18 protein-coding genes are annotated in these 21158 nt (G+C 65.5%); 4 read left to right on the forward strand and 14 right to left on the reverse strand.

Annotation, left to right across the window (positions count from 1 at the left end):
* Positions 1 to 52: 52 nt before the first annotated feature.
* The 4 genes from ACVI1L_RS40905 to thiD all read right to left on the reverse strand — a co-directional run bounded on the left by ACVI1L_RS40905 (position 53) and on the right by thiD (position 4048).
* A complete protein-coding gene (locus ACVI1L_RS40905; RefSeq protein WP_057016696.1) occupies positions 53 to 1042 on the reverse strand; it encodes a threonine/serine dehydratase in 990 nt (329 codons plus the stop codon).
* Positions 1043 to 1098: 56 nt separating this feature from the next.
* Positions 1099 to 2190: a glycosyltransferase family 4 protein gene (locus tag ACVI1L_RS40910; protein WP_456785392.1), complete on the reverse strand. Its 1092-nt coding sequence runs from the start codon at positions 2188 to 2190 to the stop codon at positions 1099 to 1101.
* On the reverse strand, positions 2187 to 2999 hold the full coding sequence (locus tag ACVI1L_RS40915; protein WP_026193024.1) for a UDP-2,3-diacylglucosamine diphosphatase: 813 nt from the start codon (positions 2997 to 2999) through the stop codon (positions 2187 to 2189). Before ACVI1L_RS40915 ends, ACVI1L_RS40910 begins: the two co-directional genes overlap by 4 nt.
* A gap of 251 nt (positions 3000 to 3250) precedes the next feature.
* Positions 3251 to 4048, reverse strand: a complete 798-nt coding sequence (gene thiD, locus ACVI1L_RS40920; protein ID WP_168855027.1) for a bifunctional hydroxymethylpyrimidine kinase/phosphomethylpyrimidine kinase — start codon at positions 4046 to 4048, stop codon at positions 3251 to 3253.
* Positions 4049 to 4242: 194 nt separating this feature from the next.
* Between thiD and ACVI1L_RS40925 the strand changes: the two genes are divergently transcribed.
* Positions 4243 to 4488, forward strand: coding sequence for an Lrp/AsnC ligand binding domain-containing protein (locus ACVI1L_RS40925; protein WP_016845986.1), 246 nt, complete (start codon positions 4243 to 4245; stop codon positions 4486 to 4488).
* A gap of 122 nt (positions 4489 to 4610) precedes the next feature.
* On the opposite strand, the gene ACVI1L_RS40930 is transcribed toward ACVI1L_RS40925, so the two are convergent.
* Positions 4611 to 5546: a c-type cytochrome gene (locus ACVI1L_RS40930; RefSeq protein ID WP_456785393.1), complete on the reverse strand. Its 936-nt coding sequence runs from the start codon at positions 5544 to 5546 to the stop codon at positions 4611 to 4613.
* A gap of 166 nt (positions 5547 to 5712) precedes the next feature.
* Between ACVI1L_RS40930 and ACVI1L_RS40935 the strand changes: the two genes are divergently transcribed.
* A complete protein-coding gene (locus ACVI1L_RS40935) occupies positions 5713 to 6135 on the forward strand; it encodes a CHRD domain-containing protein (protein WP_057016700.1) in 423 nt (140 codons plus the stop codon).
* 106 nt (positions 6136 to 6241) lie between these two features.
* Here ACVI1L_RS40935 and ACVI1L_RS40940 read toward each other — a convergent pair whose 3' ends face one another.
* The 6 genes from ACVI1L_RS40940 to ACVI1L_RS40965 form a co-directional block, all read right to left on the reverse strand.
* On the reverse strand, positions 6242 to 6688 hold the full coding sequence (locus ACVI1L_RS40940) for a c-type cytochrome (RefSeq protein WP_057016701.1): 447 nt from the start codon (positions 6686 to 6688) through the stop codon (positions 6242 to 6244).
* A gap of 103 nt (positions 6689 to 6791) precedes the next feature.
* Entirely contained in the window at positions 6792 to 9101 is a 2310-nt protein-coding gene (locus tag ACVI1L_RS40945) for a xanthine dehydrogenase family protein molybdopterin-binding subunit (protein WP_456785394.1), read from the reverse strand.
* Between the two features lie 128 nt (positions 9102 to 9229).
* Positions 9230 to 10759 (reverse strand): murein biosynthesis integral membrane protein MurJ, encoded by a 1530-nt coding sequence (gene murJ / locus ACVI1L_RS40950; protein WP_229192307.1) that lies wholly within the window; start codon positions 10757 to 10759, stop codon positions 9230 to 9232.
* A gap of 43 nt (positions 10760 to 10802) precedes the next feature.
* The gene (locus tag ACVI1L_RS40955; RefSeq protein WP_456785395.1) at positions 10803 to 11954 is read right to left on the reverse strand and encodes a DegT/DnrJ/EryC1/StrS family aminotransferase; all 1152 of its coding nucleotides are present in this window, start codon (positions 11952 to 11954) and stop codon (positions 10803 to 10805) included.
* Positions 11955 to 11987: 33 nt separating this feature from the next.
* Positions 11988 to 13004 (reverse strand): Gfo/Idh/MocA family protein, encoded by a 1017-nt coding sequence (locus ACVI1L_RS40960; protein WP_092089548.1) that lies wholly within the window; start codon positions 13002 to 13004, stop codon positions 11988 to 11990.
* Between the two features lie 250 nt (positions 13005 to 13254).
* Positions 13255 to 14667 (reverse strand): mannose-1-phosphate guanylyltransferase/mannose-6-phosphate isomerase, encoded by a 1413-nt coding sequence (locus ACVI1L_RS40965; RefSeq protein WP_456785396.1) that lies wholly within the window; start codon positions 14665 to 14667, stop codon positions 13255 to 13257.
* Between the two features lie 354 nt (positions 14668 to 15021).
* On the opposite strand from ACVI1L_RS40965, the gene ACVI1L_RS40970 reads away from it, so the two are divergent.
* Together ACVI1L_RS40970 and ACVI1L_RS40975 are read left to right on the forward strand one after the other, a co-directional pair.
* A complete protein-coding gene (locus ACVI1L_RS40970) occupies positions 15022 to 16008 on the forward strand; it encodes a lysylphosphatidylglycerol synthase transmembrane domain-containing protein (protein WP_038385544.1) in 987 nt (328 codons plus the stop codon).
* 10 nt (positions 16009 to 16018) lie between these two features.
* The gene (locus tag ACVI1L_RS40975; RefSeq protein ID WP_456785397.1) at positions 16019 to 17029 is read left to right on the forward strand and encodes an MraY family glycosyltransferase; all 1011 of its coding nucleotides are present in this window, start codon (positions 16019 to 16021) and stop codon (positions 17027 to 17029) included.
* A 5-nt stretch (positions 17030 to 17034) separates the two neighbouring features.
* Here ACVI1L_RS40975 and ACVI1L_RS40980 read toward each other — a convergent pair whose 3' ends face one another.
* From ACVI1L_RS40980 to ACVI1L_RS40990, 3 genes are read right to left on the reverse strand one after another with little or no spacing between them, the layout of a single operon-like run.
* Complete coding sequence (locus tag ACVI1L_RS40980) at positions 17035 to 17976, reverse strand: NAD-dependent epimerase/dehydratase family protein (RefSeq protein WP_316397638.1); 942 nt, start codon at positions 17974 to 17976, stop codon at positions 17035 to 17037.
* Entirely contained in the window at positions 17973 to 19187 is a 1215-nt protein-coding gene (locus ACVI1L_RS40985; RefSeq protein WP_456785398.1) for a glycosyltransferase family 4 protein, read from the reverse strand. Before ACVI1L_RS40985 ends, ACVI1L_RS40980 begins: the two co-directional genes overlap by 4 nt.
* Before the next feature lie 48 nt (positions 19188 to 19235).
* Positions 19236 to 21149 (reverse strand): SDR family NAD(P)-dependent oxidoreductase, encoded by a 1914-nt coding sequence (locus tag ACVI1L_RS40990; RefSeq protein ID WP_456785399.1) that lies wholly within the window; start codon positions 21147 to 21149, stop codon positions 19236 to 19238.
* Positions 21150 to 21158: the final 9 nt, after the last annotated feature.

Genomic DNA, 21158 nt, shown 5'->3' on the forward strand with positions numbered 1-21158 from the left:
CGCAACGTGAGCCAGCTCATGTACCGCGGCAGCATCTGTGCCTAACCCGGTGTCAGGCAACCAGTTTCGCGAACAGGTCGGCGTCGACATTGCCGCCCGACAGCACGATGACGACGTTCTTGCCCTTGGCATCGATCCGCCCGGCAAGCAACGCCGCGAGTCCGACCGCGCCGCCGGGCTCGACCACGAGCTTGAGCTCGCGGTAGGCAAAGGCGACGGCGGCGCCGACCTCGTCGTCGGAGGCGCTGACGCCATTCGCGAGCAGCTTGCTGTTGATGGCGAAGGTCAGTTCGCCCGGCATCATCGCCATCAGCGCATCGCAGATGGTGCGCGGCGCAACCGCATGCGCCTCGCGATGGCCGACCTTGAGCGAAAGGGCATGATCGTCATAGCCCGCGGGCTCGGCGACGATCACCTGGGCCTGCGGATATTTCGCCTTCACCGCGGTCGCAACGCCCGCGATCAATCCGCCACCCGAAGCCGGCGCGACCACGATGTCGGGCGTCAGTCCGAGCGCAGCCATGTCCTCGGCGATCTCGCGGCCGGCGGTGCCCTGGCCCGCGATCACGAAGGGATCGTCGTAGGGGCGCACCAAGGTCGCGCCGCGCTTGCCGGCAATGCCGTTGGCGATCGCCTCGCGGTCGTCGCGATCGCGGTCGTAGAGCACGACTTCGGCGCCATAGGATTTGGTGCGCTCGCGCTTGGTGATCGGCGAGTCCGCAGGCATCACGATGGTCGCCTGCATGTTGAGGATCTTGGCCGCCGCGGCGACGCCCTGGGCGTGGTTGCCCGAGGAGAACGCGACGACGCCGCCGCTCCGCTTGTCCTGCGGGATCGAGGCGAGCTTGTTGAAGGCGCCGCGAAACTTGAACGATCCGGTCCGCTGCAGCATTTCGGGCTTGAGGAAAACCTTGCTGCCGACGCGTTCGTTGAGAACGGGGAAGGTCAGGAGCGGCGTGCGCACCGCGAACGGCGCGACCACCCTCGCGGCGGCATCGATGTCCGCGGCAGCGACGGGTGGATTGAGAACGGTGTCCGTCATTCGCGATTTGTATCGCGGCGCCGGGCTGGCGGGCAAGACGCTTTAGCGTGACCTGACTAGCGTGAGGTCGGCTGGGTCGCCGGCAGCGCCACAAAATGGTGCTCTTCGGCACCGAATTCGAGCGCCTCCCCCTCGCCGTCCGGCGGCGCGGGGCGGACGTTCATGCAGCGATCGATGAACACCCGGGCCGACGCCTGCCAGGTGTGGAGCGCGGCAAAGTCGACGCAGGCCTGCCGCGCGATGCTGAGCGCCTCCAGGCAGGCATGGCGCAGATCTTCGTCGAGCACGCCGACCGGCGCCGCGCCGATCACGTCGCGGGGACCGGTGACCGGAAAAGCGGCAACCGGCAGGCCGCTCGCCAATGCTTCAAGCAGCACCAGACCAAACGTATCGGTACGGCTCGGGAAAACGAACACATCGGCCGCGGCGTAGATCTCAGCCAATTCTTCCCCATGACGAGCACCGAGGAACACGGCGTCCGGATATTTCCGCTCCAGCGCCGCCCGCGCCGGGCCGTCGCCGACCACGACCTTGGTTCCCGGCAGATCGAGATCGAGGAAGGCCGCGAGATTCTTCTCCACCGCCACCCGGCCGACGCTGAGATAGACCGGCTGCGGCAGGCAGAGATCGACGTCGCGCGGATGGAACAGTGAGGTATCGACGCCGCGCGACCACAGCACCACGTTGCGGAAGCCGCGCTGACGCAACTCGGCCGCCAGCGCCGGGGTCGCCGCCATCACCGCCCGGCTCGGCCGGTGGAACCAGCGCAATGCGCGCCACACCCAGGCTTCCGGGACAGGCGTCCGCGCCGAGACGTATTCGGGGAAGCGGGTATGGAAGCTCGTCGTGAACGGCAGGCCGCGCTTGCGGCAATAGCGGCGCACCGCAAGCCCGATCGGGCCCTCGGTCGCGATATGGATGCTGTCGGGCCTCGCCGCCTCGATCAGACTTGCGACCTTGGCCCGGTAGGGCAGCGCCAGCCGGAGATCGCGATAGCTCGGCATCGCGAAGGTGCGGAACTCGTCCGGCGTCAGGAAGCTCACCTCGACGCCGAGCGATTTCGCCGCCTGTGCCATCATGGTCAGCGTGCGGACGACCCCGTTGACCTGGGGATGCCACGCATCGGTCGCGACCAGGATATGCGTCATGCAGCGCGTGCCGTCACTCGCGGAACCGGCGCGATCCGGCGCACCGGGTCGGTCCAGGTGATGATCTCGAAATGGCCGTCCTCGTGCTCGGCGAGCGCGGTGCAGCTCTCCACCCAGTCGCCGCAATTCATGTAGCGGATGCCGTGCTCGTCATGAATCGTCGCGTAGTGGATGTGGCCGCAGATCACGCCGTCGCAGCCGTGGCGCCGCGCCTCGCCGGCAAGCGTCGCCTCGAACGCGCCAATATAGTTCACCGCCTTCTTGACCTTCAGCTTGGCCCATTGCGACAGCGACCAGTACGGCACGCCGAACATCTTGCGGAAGAAGTTGACGAAGCGATTCATCTGGATCGCGAAGTCGTAGGCCTTGTCGCCGAGATGGGCGAGCCAGCGCGCGTTCTGCACCACGAGATCGAAGATGTCGCCGTGGATCACGAGGTAGCGCTTGCCGTCAGCGCCAGTGTGAACGGTGTTCTCCACCACGTCGATGCCGCCGAAATGCGTGCCGTAATATTTGCGCAGGAACTCGTCGTGGTTGCCCGGGACGTAGATCACCTTGGCGCCCTTGCGCGCCTTGCGCAGCATCTTCTGCACGAAATCATTATGGGTCTGCGGCCAGTACCAGTTCGACTTCAGCGCCCAGCCGTCGACGATATCACCAACGAGGTAGATCGTGTCGGCATCGTGAGAACGGAGGAAGTCGAGCAGGCGGTCGGCTTGCGAACCGCGGGCTCCGAGATGGACATCGGAGATAAACAAAGTGCGAAAGTGCCGCTCGGGACTTTCTTCACTCAAGGAGTCACTTCCCATGCCTGTGCACCTAACAGATTCCTGTGACAAGGCGATGACGATCCCCGCGACCCAAGGCCCCACAAACAGTTGACGAGAATCAGCAGCACGCCCCTTCCCTGCGGATAACAGCAGCGTGCGACAATCTGGCGACATCGGCGGTCGCGGCTGTGTGGAAGAGGCGTTGTGTTGCCTGCACAGCGCGATGGAACAGCGAAGCGATCGAATGCGTAGCCCGGATGGAGCGAAGCGCAATCCGGGCTACAAGAGCGTCAGTAATATCCGTGGAAGTGATGCACCGGCCCATGGCCGTGGCCGACGGCGAAGCGATCGGCTTCGGCGATCGCCTGCGTGATCCAGGCCTTGGCGTTGCGCACGGAGGTCTCCATGCTCTCGCCCTTCGCGAGCCCTGCTGCGATTGCCGAGGACAGCGAGCAGCCGGTGCCATGCGTATTGGCGGTCGCAATCCGCGGCGCAGCCAGCGCGATGCTGTGCTCGGCGTCGATCAGATAGTCGATGCTCTCGGCGCCGTGCCCATGGCCGCCCTTGACCAGCACCGCGCGACATCCCATCGCCAGCAATCGCTTGCCTTGTCGCTCGACGTCGGCCTCGCTTGAGGCAACCGGCTCGTTCAAGAGCGCCGCCACTTCCGGCAGGTTCGGCGTGATCAGCGAGGCCAGCGGAAACAGCAGGACCTTCAGCGCATCGACCGCCTCGGCGGCAAGCAGCCGATCACCGGAGGTTGCGACCATCACCGGATCGAGCACGACATGGCGCGGCGCCCAGCGCCTCAGCCCATCGGCGATCGCAGCGATCGTGTCGGCCTGCGCCACCATGCCGATCTTGACCGCGCCGACCTCGAGGTCGGAGAACACTGCATCGATCTGGGCGGTGACGAATGACGCGGGCACCGGATGGATGCCGCTGACCCCCATGGTGTTCTGCGCGGTCAGCGCCGTGATCGCGGAGGCGCCATAGACCCCGAGCGCGGCAAAGCTCTTGAGGTCGGCCTGGATGCCCGCCCCGCCCGAGGAGTCCGAGCCGGCAATGGTGAGCGCGACCGGCGTCATCTTGCAGCACCGGCGGTTGATACGAGTGAGACCATCACGAACAAGACCATGGCCTGTCCTAGCCCGGCCGCCGATCGGCAGCAAGTTAGCCTGACTTTACCGCAAGTTGGCCTCACCTTGCCCCCCTGCCTCGCCCCTTGCCTTGGCCGCCCGTTTTGGGCCTATAGTCGCGGAAATCCCCGGAGACGACTTTGATGGTTCCTTTCTTCGTCCAGATCAAATGCAAGCTCGGCCAGTCCTACACCGTCGCCAACGCACTGGCGGAGGCCGAGATTGCGTCCGAGATCTATTCCACCGCGGGCAACTACGACCTCCTGGTCAAGTTCTACGTCGACCACGACACCGACATCGGCCATTTCATCAACGAAAAGGTTCAGGTGATCCCGGGCATCCAGGACACCCTCACGATCATCACCTTCAAGGCGTTCGGCGCGAAGTAGGACGCGCCCGCGAGAGCATGATGAGATTTAGGTCGAGCTTGAACGGCGTCGAAAGTTCACCTCTCCTTTGGGAGAGGTGAACCGAAACCGCGGCGAGCCGATTCAACCAAACCCATCCCGCTTTACAACTCCTTCTCCTTCTCCTTCTTCACCGGCTTCGGCGGTCCCTCGACCGGCGGCAGCGACTTGATGTACTCGGCGATCGCGTCGCGGTCGGACGACGACAGTTGCGAAGTGTTGCGGATCACGCGCACCATGGATCCGCCCGCGCTATCGCCGTCCGGCGTCTGGCCGCTCTCGAGGAAATAGGCGATATCCTTCACACTCCAGTCCGAGATCCCCCTCGGCGTGATGTTGGGCACCCAGCCTTCGCCCTCCGGATTCGGACCACCGGCGAAGCGCTGCGCGGTGACGATGCCGCCGAGGACATTGCGCGGGCTGTGGCACTCGGCGCAATGGCCGAAGCTGTTGACGAGATAGGCGCCGCGGTACCAATGCGCCGAGCGGCTTGCATCCGCGATGAACGGCTTGCCGTTCATGAACAGGAGTTTCCAGACCCCGACGTTGCGCCTGATGTTGAAGGGAAACGGCAAATCATGGTCGCGCACCTTGCCGGCGACCGGCGGCAAGGTCTTCAGATAGGCGAACAGGTCGCGCACATCGCTGACCCTGGCGTGCTGATAGGACGGATACGGAAACGCCGGGAAATAGTGCGCGCCCGATGGCGAGGTGCCCTTCATGACCGCGGTGACGAAATCGGCCTCGCTCCAGCGGCCGATGCCGTCGTTCGGGTCGGGCGAGATGTTCGGCGCATAGAAGGTGCCGAATGGCGAGGGGATCGCGAGCCCGCCGCCGAGCTTCGTGCGGTCGTCCTGCTTCGGCACGGCATGGCAGGAGGAACATCCCCCGGCATTGAACGTTGTGAGGCCGTTGGCCAGGTCAGGCTGATAGGCAGGCAGCGCGTCGGCGGCAACGGTCGCGGGGATCGTCAGCCACCAGAACACGCCAAAGCCGATTACGCCGGCCAGAATCGCCAGGAGGAAAATTCGTCGCAGCATTCACCGATCCGTCATTGGTCGCGTCAATTCATGGACCAGTATGATGGCAACCAGCCGGACAAGCTCGCATCAAATTTGCCGCACCCACGATCCATTTGGGGAATAAATCCGAAAAACTGCTGTTTGAAGATTGCAACCATCCTGTGACGTCAAAGGGGAGAGAACCATGTCGAACAAGACCTTGCTTGCCACGCTGACGCTCGGCGCCGCCATCGCCTTCGCCGGTCCTGCCTTTGCCGAGAAGTTCACGGCGAAGCTGGACAGCAAGAGCGAAGTGCCGCCGAATACCAGCACCGCCACCGGCACCGCCGACATCGACTACGATGCCGCCAGCAAGAAGCTGAGCTGGAAGCTGACCTATTCCGGCCTGTCGGGTCCGGCCACCGCCGCGCATTTCCACGGCCCCGCGGAGGCCGGCAAGAATTCCGGTGTCGCAGTCGCGATCCCGAACGCGACGTCGAGCCCGGTCGAAGGCAGCGCCACGCTGACCGACGCGCAGGCCGCCGATCTCCTCGCCGGCAAGTACTATGTCAACGTCCACACCGCGGCCAATCCGGGCGGTGAGATCCGCGGCCAGGTGACCAAATAACAAGTGACGAAGTAATCGTTCGCGACGCAACGCCAATAAGAAACGGCCGACACAAAAAAGGGCGGACGCCCTAAAGCGTCCGCCCTTTTCGTTGATGGAATGGCGATCAGCCCTTCTTGACGCGATAGGTCTCGTGGCAGCCGCCGCACTGCTTGCCGATCACGCCCAGCTCGGCCTTCAGCGTATCGACGTCCTTGATCTTGCCCTTGGCATCGGTGACGACCTTCGCGAAGCTCGCGGACTGCTGCGCGAAGCCCGCCTTGTCTTCCCAGATTTTCGGCGAAGGGGCGTAATCGCCTTCCAGCTTGACGCCTTTCATGCTCTCGGGGAACAGCGTCGGAAGCTGCTTGGCGGTATCCTCGAACTGGGCCAGCGCGGCATTGACGGTCGCCTGGTCGTAGGGCTTTTCGCCCTTGATGATCGCCGACAGCGCACCCGCATTCTTGCCATTGTCCTTCATCATGGCCTGGGTCTTCTTGACTTGATCTTGCTGTGCAACGACTGCACCGGCACCGAACGCCAGCATCGCGACAACGACGACAATCCGCTTCATCGGCAAAACCCCTCAATTCCGCTCTGTCCCGGTCCGCGATCTGCGGCCGGCTTGGTTTGCAAAACACCGCAGACGGAATCTTCATTCCGCCTGCGACAATTTATCAGAGATTATGGCGGCGCTGCGCCTCGCGGATCGCGATCCAGACCCGTTCCGGCGTGGCGGGCATGTCGATGTGGTCGATCTTGTACTCGCGATGCAGCCCCTCGACGATCGCGTTGACGACCGCCGGGCACGAGCCGATCGCGCCGGCCTCGCCCGCGCCCTTCACGCCCATTGGGTTGGTCGTGCAGGGCACGTTATGGGTCTCGAACACGAAGGACGGCCCGTCGGAGGCGCGCGGCAGCGCATAGTCCATGAACGTGCCGGTGACGAGCTGACCGTCGGTCGGGCTGTACACCGCCTGCTCCATCAGCGCCTGCCCGATGCCCTGCATCGCGCCGCCGTGAACCTGGCCCGCCAGCATCAGCGGATTGAGCGTGACGCCGAAATCGTCGACGATGACGTAGCTGACGATCTTGATGATGCCGGTGGCGGGATCGATCTCGACCTCGGCGAGATGGGTGCCGTTCGGATAGGTGCCGTCGGCGCTGGCGAAGGTCGCGCTCGAATTCATCTTCGACGTATCGCCGCCGGGACGTTTGGCGAGATCGGCAAAGCTGATCGAGCGGTCGGTGCCGGCGATGCGGATGCGGCCGTCGGCGATTTCGAGGTCGCCGGCGCCGGCTTCCAGCGCCTGCGCCGCAAGCTCCTTCAGCTTGTTGCCGAGATCATGCGTCGCCCGCTGCACGCTGACGCCGCCGGACGGAATCGATGCCGAGCCGCCGGTGCCGAGGCCGGTCGCGATCTTGTCGGTATCGCCCTGCAGCACATGGACGCGCTCGGGCGGCACGCCGAACTGCTCGGCGACGATCTGCGCATAGGCGGTTTGGTGGCCCTGTCCGCTCGACTGCGTGCCGATCAGGACCGAGATATCGCCATTGGGATCGAGCGCCACATTGGCGGTCTCCTCGCCCATAGTGCCGCAGACCTCGACATAGCTCGCCATGCCGATGCCCCGCACCAGGCCCTCTTTCCTGGCGGCCTTGGCACGCTTCGGAAACTCCTTCCAGTTGGCAATCTCCATCGCGCGCTTCATATGCGCGACGAAGTCGCCGGAGTCGTAGACCTTGCCGGTCGCGGTCGTGTAGGGCAGCGACTTCGGCGGAATGAAATTCTTCCGCCGGATGGCGTCCGGCGTCATGCCGAGCTTGCGCGCGGCGGCATCGACGAGGCGCTCGATGACATAGGCGGCCTCCGGGCGGCCGGCGCCGCGATAGGCATCGACCGGCACCGTGTTGGTGAACACGGTGCGGACCCGGCAGTGGAAGGCCTGGATGTCGTAGAGGCCCGGCAGCATGCCGGCGCCGCCATGCGGGATGTAGGGCGCGAAGGTCGAGAGATAGGCGCCCATGTCGCCCATCAGGTCGACATCCATGCCGAGGAATTTGCCGTCCTCGGCGAGCGCCATCTTCGCGGTGGTGAGATTGTCGCGGCCCTGCGCGTCGCCCATGAAATGGTCGGAGCGCTCGGCCGTCCATTTGATGCTTTTCTTTAGCTTGCGCGCGGCGACCGAGATCAGCGCATATTCGCGATAGGGAAACAGCTTGGTGCCGAAGCCACCGCCGACATCCGGGCAGATCACCCGCATGTTCTCCTTCGGCATCTTCAGGATCATGTCGCAGAGGATCTCGCGCAGACGGTGGCTGCCCTGGCTGCCGATCGTCAGCGTCAGATGATCCTTCTTGGCGTCGTATTCGGCGACCGCGGCACGCGTCTCCATGAAATTGGTGATGACGCGCGGATTGACGATGGTGATCTCGGCCACCGCATGCGCCTTCGCGAACGCGTCCTCGGCGGCCTTCTTGTCGCCGATCGAGACATCGAACAGCACATTGCCGGGCTTGTCCGGCCACACCTGCGGCGCGTCCTTTTTCACCGCATTGACGAGGCCGACCGCCGCCGGCAGCGGCGTCCATTTGACGTCGATCGCCTCGATCGCGTCACGGGCATGATCGACGGTGTCGGCGACCACAAAGGCCACCGCGTCCCCGACATGGCGCACCTCCTCCTTGGCGAGGATCGGATAAGGCGGTGCGGTGAACGGATCGGTTTCGAGATTGAACAGGCACGGCAGCCCGCCGAGCTCTGCAACGTCGGCGGCGGTCAGGATCAGCGCCACGCCGGGCATGCCGCGGGCCTTGCCGGCATCGATCGTATAGGTCGCGTGCGCATGCGGCGATCGCAGCATCAGCGCGTGCAATGCGGGAGACGGTGCGACGTCGTCGGTGTAGCGGCCCCTGCCGCGAATCAGAGCGTCGTCCTCCTTGCGCCGCACACTTTGTCCGACGCCGAATTTGATGGGAGCTGCCATCGTCTCTCCAATTGCCTTGGTGTGTTTTGCGCATATTGGCGTGGTTGTCGGCGAAGCGCAAACCGCTTTCCGCCGCGCGCGGCGCAATCACACAGCGGCCTCCTATGCATTTGATTTGACAGGTAAAACTATACGCGGCGCAGCGCGAACAGCCAGCCGCGGCCGAACAGCGTGAGGATCAGGAGGGCGTAGACGAAGACGCCGACCGCAATCAGCAGCAGCAGGATCAGCTCATCGCGAAAGATCTGCATCGGCGCGAACCACACCACCGCGAAATGCGAGGTCAGCCACAGCGCGACCGCGAGCAGCACCCCGCATAGCGCGAAGGTGCCGAACGAGCGGATCAGCGCGCGATCGAGCGCGAGGTAGCCGCGGCGCACGGCAAACATCAGCACCAGCAGCAGATTGACCCAGGCCCCGATTGCGGTCGCGAGCGCGAGCCCGACCTGCGCCAGCGTGCCGACCAGCGCGATCTTCAGCGCGACGTTGACCGCGACCCCGGTCAGCGCCGCTTTCACCGGCGTTGCGGTGTCCTTGCGGGCGTAGAAGGTCGCGACCGCGCTGCGGATCATCACGAAGGGAATGAGCCCCACAGCATAGGCCGCGAGCGTGGCGCCGGCGCTTGCGGCATCGGCCTTGGAGAAGGCGCCGCGGGCGAACATCGCGCGCATGATCGGATCGGCCACGGTCAGGAACGCCGCCACGAACGGCACCGAGAACAGCAGGGTGAAATCGAAGGCGCGGCGCTGCGCCGCCATCGCGCCGGCGTGATCGTCGGCGCTCAGCCGCCGCGACATCTCCGGCAGCAGCACGGTGCCGATCGCGATCCCGATCACGCCAATCGGCAATTGATTGAGGCGGTCGGCATAATACAGCGCCGACAGCGCGCCTGCGGGCAGGAAGGTCGCGATGATGGTGTCGGCGAACAGCGCCACCTGCGTGCCCATCGAGCCCAACGTCGCCGGCCCCAGCGCGCGAAAGAAGCCGCGGACGTCCTCGTCGAGCTTCAGAGGCGCGAACCGCGGCAGGCCGCCATGGCGCGCGAGGTCGCCGGCGAGCAGGAAGAATTGCAGGAAGCCCGAGATCAGCACGCCCCAGGCCGCGGCGTGGCCCGCGCTCGGGAAGAACGCCGCGAGCGCCAGCGTCATCATCATGGCGAGGTTGAGGAAGATCGGCGCCGCGGCGGCGCTGGCGAAGCGATGCATCACATTGAGCATGCCGCCATAGAGCGTCACCAGCGTGATCAGAAGCAGATAGGGAAAGGTGATCCGCGTCAGCTCGATCGCGAGCTTGCGCTGCGCCGCGTCCTCGGTGAAGCCTGGCGCGAGGATGCTCATCGCCTGCGGCATGAACGCCATCGCCACCGCCAGCAGGATCACCTGCGAGGCGAACAGCAGCGTGAAGATGCGGTCGGCGAACAGCCGCGCCGACGCCTCACCGCGCTCGCCATGGACATGGGCATAGGCCGGCACGAAGGCGGCGTTGAAGGCGCCTTCGGCAAAGATCGCGCGGAAATGATTGGGCAGCCGCAGCGCCACGAAGAAGGCGTCGGCAACCGGCCCGGCACCGAGGATCGCCGCGAGCATGATGTCGCGCGCGAACCCGGTGACCCGCGATAGCAGGGTATAGCCGCCGACGGTGAAGATGCGCCCAAGCATGCGCTGCTTCTAGCGCATGATTGCGGTCTGAAAAAGTTTCCTATCAGGCCGAAAGCGCGCTGCGCACAGCCGCGATGACGCGGTCCTGCGTCGCCTCGTCGAGATAGGGGTGCATCGGCAGGGCGATGACGTCCTTCGACAGGCGCTCGCTTACCGGCAGGCCGCCGTCGGCAACCGGATAGTGGCTGTAGGCCGTCTGCTGGTGCACCGATTTGGGATAGTAGATCATGGTCGGGACGCCGTGCGCCTTCAGGGCAACCGCGAAGGTGTCACGATCGATGCCATCGGACAGGCGGATGGTGTATTGCGCCCACACCGAGGTACAGCCTGGCGCAAGGCGCGGCACCGCGACGAGGTTGCCGAGCGCGCGCGAATAACGCTCCGCCACCCTGTTGCGCGCCGCGATTTCGTCGTCGAAAATCTTCAGCTTCTCGAGCAGAATCGCCGCCTGCATGGTGTCGAGCCGCGCGGTGAGGCCGAGCCGCACGTTGTCGTACTTGTCCGAGCCCTGGCCGTGCACGCGGATGCTGCGCAGCGTGCGCGCGAGCTCCTCGTCGTCGGTGAAGATCGCGCCGCCGTCGCCGAAGCAGCCGAGCGGCTTGGCCGGGAAGAAGCTGGTCCCGGTCGCGAGCCCGAAGGTGCCGAGCTTGCGGTTCTTGTAGGTTGCGCCAAAGCCCTGCGCGGCGTCATCGAGCACGAACAGGGCCTCGGCCTCGGCGACCGCGCCGATCGCATCGTGATCGGCGCTCTGGCCGAACAGGTCGACCGGGATCACGGCGACCGGCTTCAGCCCGCGCGCGCGCGCCGTTGCGATGCCGCGCTTCAGCGAGTTGACGTCGATGTTGAAAGTCTCCTCATCGACATCGACGAAAACCGGCGTCGCTCCGGTCAGCGTCACGACCTCGCCGGTCGCACAGAAGGTGAAGGTCGGGCACAACACCGCATCGCCCGGCCCGACGTTCTTCGCCATCAGGACCATCAGCAGTGCATCGGTGCCGCTCGCACAGCTGACCACATGCTTTGCGCCGCTATAGTCCGCCAGCGCCTTCTCCAGCGCGGTCACTTCGGGACCGTTGATGAACTGGCAATGGTCGAGCACGCGCGCGACCGCGTCATCGATCGACTTGCCGAGCCGCCGGCGCTGCGCGGCGATATCGATGAAGGGAATGGGCTCAAGCTGCATATGCTGGTTCATGGAAGCTCTTTGCACGTATTGAATGAATGACAATCAGCCGGCGATGCGGCGCGGTCCCTTGCGCATCGTCGAGGCGGCGGGTCTGGCGGGCGATTCCAGGCAGCGGATCGCGATCTCGAGGCTCGCCACGCCCTCGTCGCCGGACACAGCCGGCAGCTTGCCGCTACGTACGGCATCGAGGAAGGCGATCAGCTCGGCGCGCAGCGGCTCGTCGTGACCGACCGGCAGATGACGCATCGAATAGCTGCCGTCCGGCTTGAAGCCGAAGCATTCGGTGACCTGACGCGTGAGCAGATCGCCCATCACATACTTGCCGCGGGTTGCGACCGTCACGTTGCGCGCCTTGAACGGCGTCAGCCAGTTGGTGTTGATGTGGGCGAGCACGCCGGAAGCGGTGCGGAACTGCAGCAGCGCGATGTCCTCGCGCTCGGCGACGGCGCTGGAGAGCTGCGGCTGCACCTCGACGATGTCGGACTCGGTGAACCAGCGGATCAGGTCGATGTCGTGCACGGCCAGATCGATCACGACGCCGACATTGGACATTCGCGGCGGGAACGGGCCGACCCGGGTGATGCCGATCGACAGGATGTCCTCGCCCGAGATCGCCTTCTTGATCGCGGCGACCGCCGGATTGAAACGCTCGACATGGCCGACCATCAGCGTGACGCCGGCCCGCTCGGCGGCCGTGACGATCTCGCGGCCCTCTTCGACCGTGGATGCGACCGGCTTCTCGACCAGGATGTGAATGTTGCGCGCGATGCAGGCGAGCGCGATCTCGTGATGCAGATGGGTGGGAGCTGCGATCGTCACCGCATCGATGCCCTCGGCGAACAGCTGATCGAGGCTTTCGAAGGCGCGGCAGCCGACCAGGTCGATGGCGCGGGTGCGATGTTCCGGCAGCGGATCGACGATGCCGATCAGCAGCACCCCGGGCAGTCCGGCCAGCACGCGGGCATGGTTGCTGCCCATCACGCCGGCGCCGATCACGCCGACGCGCAATGCGCGGCCGATATCGGCTTTCGCGCCGGCCGCGGACACTTTTGCATTCATATCGTAGACCCCAAGTAACGTTCTGGCGGTTGTCCCGGCTTCTCAGGGAGCCATCCCGGCTCCGAGGGAATCAGCACCAAGGCCCCTCTGCCCGATCCGCGCCTTTGGCGCAAATCACGACCCGCTTCGTTGGCAGCCGCTATAGCACGGCGTCACAAATGTGGCGAATGCCAACGGCGAAATCCGGACACGTTTTGATTCAAAGAGTTACATCGCCCGCGACTCGGTCTTGAGCGCGCGGCCGTTCGCCTCAGGTGCGCCGATAGTCATCCTCGATGCGGATGATGTCGTCCTCGCCGAGATAGCTGCCGGTCTGCACCTCGATCAGCTCGAGCTGGATCTTGCCCGGGTTCTCCAGCCGGTGCACCGCGCCGATCGGGATGTAGATCGATTCGTTCTCGTGCACCGTCTTGATCAGCTCGTTGACGGTGACCTGCGCGGTGCCGCGCACCACGATCCAGTGCTCGGAGCGGTGATGGTGCTTCTGCAGGGACAGCCGTCCGCCCGGCTTGACGACGATGCGCTTGACCTGGTGGCGATCGCCATTGTCGACCGACTGATAGGAGCCCCAGGGGCGATGCACCTTGATGTGGTTCTCGGTCACCTCCGGCGCCGCCACTTTCAATTTCGCGACCAGCCGCTTCAGCCCGTTGGCGTCCTTCTGGCGTGACACCAGCACGGCGTCCTGGGTCGCGACCACGACGAGATCGTCGACGCCTTCGAGCGCAACCAGCGCCCGGTCGGTCGAGACGTTGCAATTGCGGGAGTCCTCGAACACCACAGTGCCGCGCGCAGCGTTGCCGAGGCTGTCCTTGTCCGACAGCTCCCAGACCTGACGCCACGAGCCGATGTCTGACCAGCCGCACGCCACCGGCACCACCGCGGCACGCGATGTCTTCTCCATGACCGCGTAGTCGATCGAGATCGCCTTCGCCGCGCCAAAGGCCTGCGCATCGAGCTTGACGAAGCCGAGATCGCGCGCCGCCGACGCAACCGACTGCTCCACCGAGGCGACGCTGTCCGCATCGACATTGCGGTACTCGTCGAGCAGCACGCCGGCGCGGAACATGAAGTTGCCGCTGTTCCAGAGATAGCCTGCATCGATATAGCCCGCCGCCGTCGCGGCATCCGGCTTCTCGACGAATTTCGCCACCGCGCGCACCTCGCCGGCGACCACCTCACCCGGATTGATGTAGCCGTATTCGGTGGCCGGCCGCTCCGGCTTGACGCCGAACGTCACGATGCGGCCGGCGTCCGCAGCCACCAATCCGCCGCGGCACGCGGCGACGAAGGCCGCCGTGTCCCGCACCAGATGGTCGGCGGCCAGCGCCAGCACGATCGCTTCGCTGTCGCGGCTCTGCGCGAACGCCGCACCGGCCGCGATCGCCGGCCCCGAGTCGCGGCGCATCGGCTCCAGCAGCACGTCGGCCTCACGGCCGATCTCGGCCAGTTGCTCCAGCACCATGAAGCGATAGGCCTCGTTGGTGATCACGATCGGACGCTCGAACAGGCCGGCGTCGGAAACCCGCAGCAGCGTCTCCTGGAAGGTCGAGCGGGCCCCGAACAGCGACAGGAACTGTTTCGGATGCACCTCGCGTGACGCCGGCCACAATCGCGTGCCTGCGCCGCCGCACATGATCAGGGGAATAATTCGTCGATCCATCGATGCCTCAAATCCTGTCGTGCAAGTCCTGTCGTGTCCGCCTGCGGACGACACACCAAATCGGCCCGGGCCGTCGCGGCCGGCGGCCCTGTTGCCTCGGAAGCACTATCCAAGCAGTAGCACGCGCCCCCCGCGCGTCTGGTCGGATTTTACCGGTAACGTAAACCCCCGGTGAGTGGCCGGCCGTCCCCCCGTTCCGGCCTCTTTAGCCACCCCTTCGCGCCTGCCGCAATAGGGACCAGTACGGGTATTGCCAGATCGGCGCGGAAACCATACCAAGGCGGCGAATTTGGGCGCGCGAAAGCGTTTTGCGCTGTTTTTGACACATTCTGAAACCTGGCAGCGCGAACGGAAATGCGCCGAATCCTGCTTTCGACCGTCAAGATCCTGATCTCGGCCGCGCTGCTCTATTTCTCGCTGCGCAAGGTCAATCTGTACGACCTTGCCTCCCGTATCCAGGTCGAGAGCCTGGGCTGGCTCGGCCTCGCGATCGCGGTCACGTTCCTGCAGATATTCCTCGGGGTGTTGCGCTGGCGGGAGATCAGCGTGGAGTGCGGCGCCCCGCTGGAGACCGGTCAGGCCATGCGCTTCAACGTGATCGGCACCTTCTTCAACCAGACACTGCCGTCCTCGATCGGTGGCGACGCGGTGAGGCTTTGGCTCGTCGCGCGCGCCGGTGCGGGCTGGCGCGCAGCCACCTATTCCATTTTCGTCGATCGCGCGATCGGACTGATCGCCCTCGCCGTCGTCATCGCCGCCACCCTGCCCTGGAGCTATCGGCTGATTTCCGATTCCCACGGCTGGATGGCGTTGCTGCTTCTCGACCTCGCCGCACTCGCGGCCGGATTTGGCTTTCTGCTGATCGGCGTGTTGCCGTGGGCCTGGCTGAAGCAATGGTGGGCGACGCATCACATCCACGCCTGCGCGGTCATCGCGAACCGGGTGTTGTTCAGCCGCAAGCACGGATTGAGGGTCGCAACCCTCTCGATTGCCATTCACGTCGTGACCGTCGTGATCGCCTGGTGCGTAGTGAAATCGATCACGGCCCCCGTCACCTTCGGCCAGATCTTCCAGTTGTTGCCGCCGGTGATGCTGATCACGATGATGCCGATCTCGATCGCGGGCTGGGGCGTACGCGAGGCCACGATGGCCTTGGCCTTCGGCTATGCCGGATTGATCGCCAATGAGGGCGTCAACATCTCGCTGTTGTTCGGCGCGGTATCGTTCGTGGTTGGCGTGTTTGGCGGCCTGGTGTGGATCCTGAGCCCGGAAAAGGCCGCCAAGGGCACAGAACCGATCGAAGTCCCGGGATCGCAATCGCGAGTCCCGGGATCGCAATAGCCGGACCAGAATGAGCGCTTTCGAAATCCTCCTGTCATTGATCGCGGCGGTTCTGGCTGCGTCGATCTCGGCTGTCCTGATCCAGGCGACGCGGCCACTGCTGCTGCGTGTGGCACTGGCGAAGCCGAATGCGCGCTCGTCGCACCGTATTCCAACGCCGCAGGGTGCCGGCATCGCGGTCACGGCGGCGACGCTGCTGGCGGGCGGGATCGTCATCGTCCTGGCCGGATCGCAGGACCTGACGATTCCCTCCATCGTCTTCGCGGCCTGCCTGTTCATCGCGGTGGTGGGCTTTGCCGACGACATCCGCTCGCTGCCCGTCGTCCCGCGGCTGCTGCTGCAGGCCGCCGCCGTTGCGGCCGTGGTGTTTTCCGCGCCTGATGGTCTGAGGCTGGTTCCGGCCGGCCCGGTCTGGCTCGAACGCGGCCTGCTGCTGATCGCCGGCCTCTGGTTCGTGAACCTCGTCAACTTCATGGACGGGCTCGACCTGATGACCGCGGCCGAGGCGGTGCCGATCACCGTGGCGATCGCCCTGCTCGGCAGCTTCGGCTATCTCCCCGCAGCTCCCGCGCTGGTCGCGGCAGCGCTGTGCGGCGCGCTGCTCGGCTTCGCGCCGTTCAACCGACCGGTCGCAAGGATATTCCTCGGCGATGTCGGCAGCCTGCCGATCGGCCTGCTGCTCGGCTGGTGCCTGCTCGAGCTCGCCCTGCATCGGCAGTTCGCCGCCGCGCTGCTGCTGCCGCTGTACTATTTGACGGATGCGACGGTCACGCTGTTTCGCCGCATGGCGCGGCGCGAGCCGTTCTGGGCCGCGCATCGCTCGCACTTCTACCAGCGCGCGACCGACAACGGATTCACGGTGTGGCGCGTCGTCGGCGAGGTGTTTGCGCTGAACGCGGTGCTGGCGCTGCTCGCATTCGCCTCGGTTGCCCTCAATTCGCTCACCTCGGACATCGCGCTGCTGCTGACCGGCGCGCTCGCCGTCGCCTGGCAGCTGCGGCGGTTCTCGCGACCGCTCTGATCGCCTCAGCTGTCCGTTTGACGCAGCGCGCGCCGCAGCCCCTCGTCGAGGCTGATCGGCTGCTGCCATCCGGTGCCCGCGATCTTGGAAAGATCAAGCTCGAGCGAGGCGAACAGGCTGTCATAGGCTTCCTTGCGGCCGCTGATGCCGAGCGCCATCTTCAACAGCGGCGCCGGCAGCCAGAACAGACGCGGCGAGGTGTCCGCCGCCCGGGCCAGCCGCTCGACGAATTCCCGCGTCGAGACCTGCTCGCGGTCAGCCACCAGGAACACGTCGAAATCATCTCCCGGGTGCGACAACCGGTGCAAGATGAACGACGCGAGGTTTTCCGCCGACACGAACGCGCGGCGATTCTTCACATACGCGAGCGGTAGCGGCATGCGATTGATCACTGCACGCTTGAGCAACGCGAAGTTTCCCTTCGCGCCGGCGCCGTAGATCAGCGGCGGCCTGATCACGGTCACCCTCATGCCGCTGCCCGGCACAATTTCCTTCAAGCCAACCTCGGCGGCCGCCTTCGAGTTTCCGTAGAGGCCGCGCGGTGTCAGGACATCGTCCTCGCGAAACGGAGGACGCCCGTAATTGCTGCGTCCATGCACAAGGATCGTGCTGACGAAAATGAAATCGCGCACGCCGGCGGCGGCCGCGGAACGCGCCAGATGCAGCGTGCCCTCGATATTGACGTTGCGGTAGAGCTCGATCGCCTGTTCGTCGGATTGCTGGTGAACGCGGGCCGCAAGATGAACAACCGCGTCCACGCCATCGAGCGCCGTGCCCCAATTGGTGACCGGGCTGAGCGAGCCGATCGTCACGTCGTTCGCATCCTGCGGCGCCGTTCGCACCGCGCGTCGCACCACCCAGCCGTTGCGCGCCAATACGGGCACCACATGGCGGCCGACAAAGCCGCTGGCGCCCGTGACCAGAACCGTCCGGCGACCATCATTCATACCGTCCGCTCCACATCGCGATTGGATAGCAGCTCCCGGACCAGCGCAGCGTAGCTCGCCAGCGCCCGCTCGGGACTGAAGTTCCGCGCTGTCGCGACCGCGCGCTCGGCCATCGCGGCGTCCTGCGATCGCGACGCCAGGCGGATGGCATCGGCGAGTTGATCGGGCCTTCCCGGCGTGACGACCCAGCCGAGCCGGCTTTCGCTGACGGTGAGCGCGGCCTCGGCCTCGGGCTCGGAGACCAGAATGACGGGGCGGCCGGCCGCAAGCAGATTATAGAACCGGCTCGGCACCGACACGCCGGCGACGTCCTTGCGATAGGGAATGAGCCAGACATCCGCGCTGGAGAGCAGCGCATCGAGCTCGCTGTCCGCGACGCGGTCGACCAGCGTGACGTTGGCAAGCCGCGCGGTGGCCTGCAGCTCCTTGAGCCGCGCGAAGCCGATGCCCCATCCCGAGAGCAGGAAATGGATCTCGCCTTCGTCACGCAGCAGCCGCGCGGCCTGGAAGACGATGTCCGGATCGTGGGTGAAGCCGAGATTGCCGGACAGCCCGACGACGAAGCGGGCGGCGATGGCCGTGCGAAACGGATTGTCCGGGCTCACGGGACGGTTGCCGGGCGCGAGCGTGGCCCAGTTCGGGATGAACCTGATCTTGTCCTGTGTCATTCCGCCATAGCGCAGCAGCAGCTTCTCGGCGTCGCGGCCGATCACGATGACAGCGTTCAGGGCCCGGAACATCAGCGCGTTGATCGCGCGCATCGCCCGCGCGACCAGCGAGGACGGCCGCAGCAGCCCGGCCATCACGAGCACGTCGGGAAACAGGTCGTGCAGGATCAGCGCCGACTTGGCCCCCTTCAACCTTGCCGCGGCGGCAACCGCATAGGGCAGCGCGAAGGGAGCGGTCACCGTCAGCGCAACGTCGCCCCGCTTCAGGCGCGACAACAGCGCAAAGAAGATCCGGCCGGTGAACAGCGCCTCGGCCAGCGCGCGCTTGATCAGCGCCGCCTTTCCCGGCAGCCAGTTCCTGATCTCGACGACGGCGGGCCGCCCGGGCGCCGGCGCCCGCGCCGAGCCTGGCATCCCGGAGACCACCATCACCTCCGACTCCTGCGCGATCCGTTCGGCGATCGCGGACATGATCGCGGCGGTCGTGCTGTGGTCCGGCGGATAGTGCTGGCTGACGACCACGACTTTTCGAGAACTACGCATCAATGGCTTTCGAAACGGTCCTGTCTCGGCGTCCGCAGAACGGCGCGGTCAGGCGGCATTCGATCCGAACTCGGGCACGGCGTCCTGAAGGACGGCGCGGATGGTCACACGGTCATCTCTCTCGATCGCATCCTCCAGCGCCGCGAGCCACTTGCGCAGCGTCGACATCGGAGGCTGGTTCGGCTTGGCCGCCATGACGCCGGCGACGCCGATCTCGAGCGTCGGCTCCTGGCTTGCGAACAGGATCTCGTTCAGCCTCTCGCCCGGACGGATGCCGCTGAACACGATCTCGACGTCGACGCCGGGCTGCAGGCCCGACAGACGGATCATCCGCTCGGCGAGATCGACGATCTTCACCGGTTGCCCCATGTTCAGCACATAGACCGAGACGTCGGGCCGCGCCGGCGTCACCGCGTGCGTCGCTGCGGTGATCACGAGATCGCAGGCCTCGCGGATCGTCATGAAGTAGCGAACCATGTCCGGATGGGTCACCGTGATCGGTCCGCCGGCCTCGATCTGCGCCTTGAATTTCGGCACCACCGATCCATTGGACGCCAGCACATTGCCGAACCGCACCGAGATCAGCCGCATGTGCGGCCTGCCCTTTGCCTCGGTCATCAGGTCATGGTCCAGCGCCTGGCAATACATTTCGGCGAACCGCTTGGTCAGGCCCAGCATCGACACCGGCTCGATCGCCTTGTCGGTCGAGATCATCACCATTGCGCTCGCGCCCGCGGCATGGGCGGCGTCGGCCACGTTCACCGACCCGAAGATGTTGGTCTTGACCCCTTCGCTCCAGTCGCGCTCCAGGATCGGCACATGCTTGAGCGCCGCGGCATGGAACACGATGTCGGGCTTGAACTCGCTCATCAGCCGCGTGATGCGCTCGCGATCCCGGATATCGGCGATCCGGCCCTCGATCTCGGGGCCGGAGTCGCGCGCGGACAGCGCCTCGGTGACCGCATAGAGCGCCGGCTCCGAGTTCTCCACGACCAGCAGGCGCGCGGCGCCGAAGGTCGCGACCCGTTCGCAGATTTCGGCACCGATCGAGCCGCCGCCGCCGGTGACGATGACGGACTTGCCTTTCACCAGCGTCTCGAGCCGCGCGTAGTCGATCTTCTGGCTCGGGCGCAGCAGCAGGTCCTCGACGGCGACGTTGGTCAGTCGCGGCGCGTCGCCGCCCTCCAGCGACGGCAGGCGACTGACCATCACGCCGAGCCGCCTGGCGCGCATCAGCACGCTTTCCGGATGCGCTTCGGGTTCGAAGGCCGACGGTGTCATGACCACGCGCTTGATCGGCCGCTGGCGGGTCTCGAAATCCCGAATCACGGCCTCGATGTCGTCGACGCCGCCGACCACGGGAATGTTGCGGATCATCTGGCCGCGGTCCGCGTCCGACGGCGAGAGCACGCCAACCGGCCAGAGCCGCTTGATGGCGCCATTCTCGATGCCGCGCAGCACGACTTCGGCATCGGCCGTACGTCCAACCAGCAGCGCCGGCGCGGCATTGTCGGATCGGGCATGCAGCCGCGTGCGCGAATAACGGAAATAGCGGTAGCCGAGGCGCAACGCACTCAGCGCGAACACCTCCAGGAAGAAGAACAGGATGATCGTGACCCGGCCGAGAAACACCGGGCTTTGCGAATTCGTTCCCGTGAAGAAGTAGACGTAGTCTAGCACGACCAGTGCCAGCGTCAGCACGGCTGCGACCCGCAGGATATTCAGCGCGTCCGGCAGCGAGGTGAAGCGCCATTTCGCCGTGGTCAGATTGGAGAAATAGCTGACGAAAACGCTGAACAGCACGAACCAGGGCAGGATGAGCAGCAGATGCGGCAGTCGATCGGTGAGAAGGCTGCCCTCGAAACGCAGATAGAAGCTCCCCAGCAACGCAAACGTCGTCGCGAGCGCGTCATGCACCAAAATCAGGAAATTGCGCAGGGTGAATTGTGAAAGGCGCGTCATCTAACGGAC

This window comes from Bradyrhizobium sp. USDA 4516 (assembly GCF_054055915.1).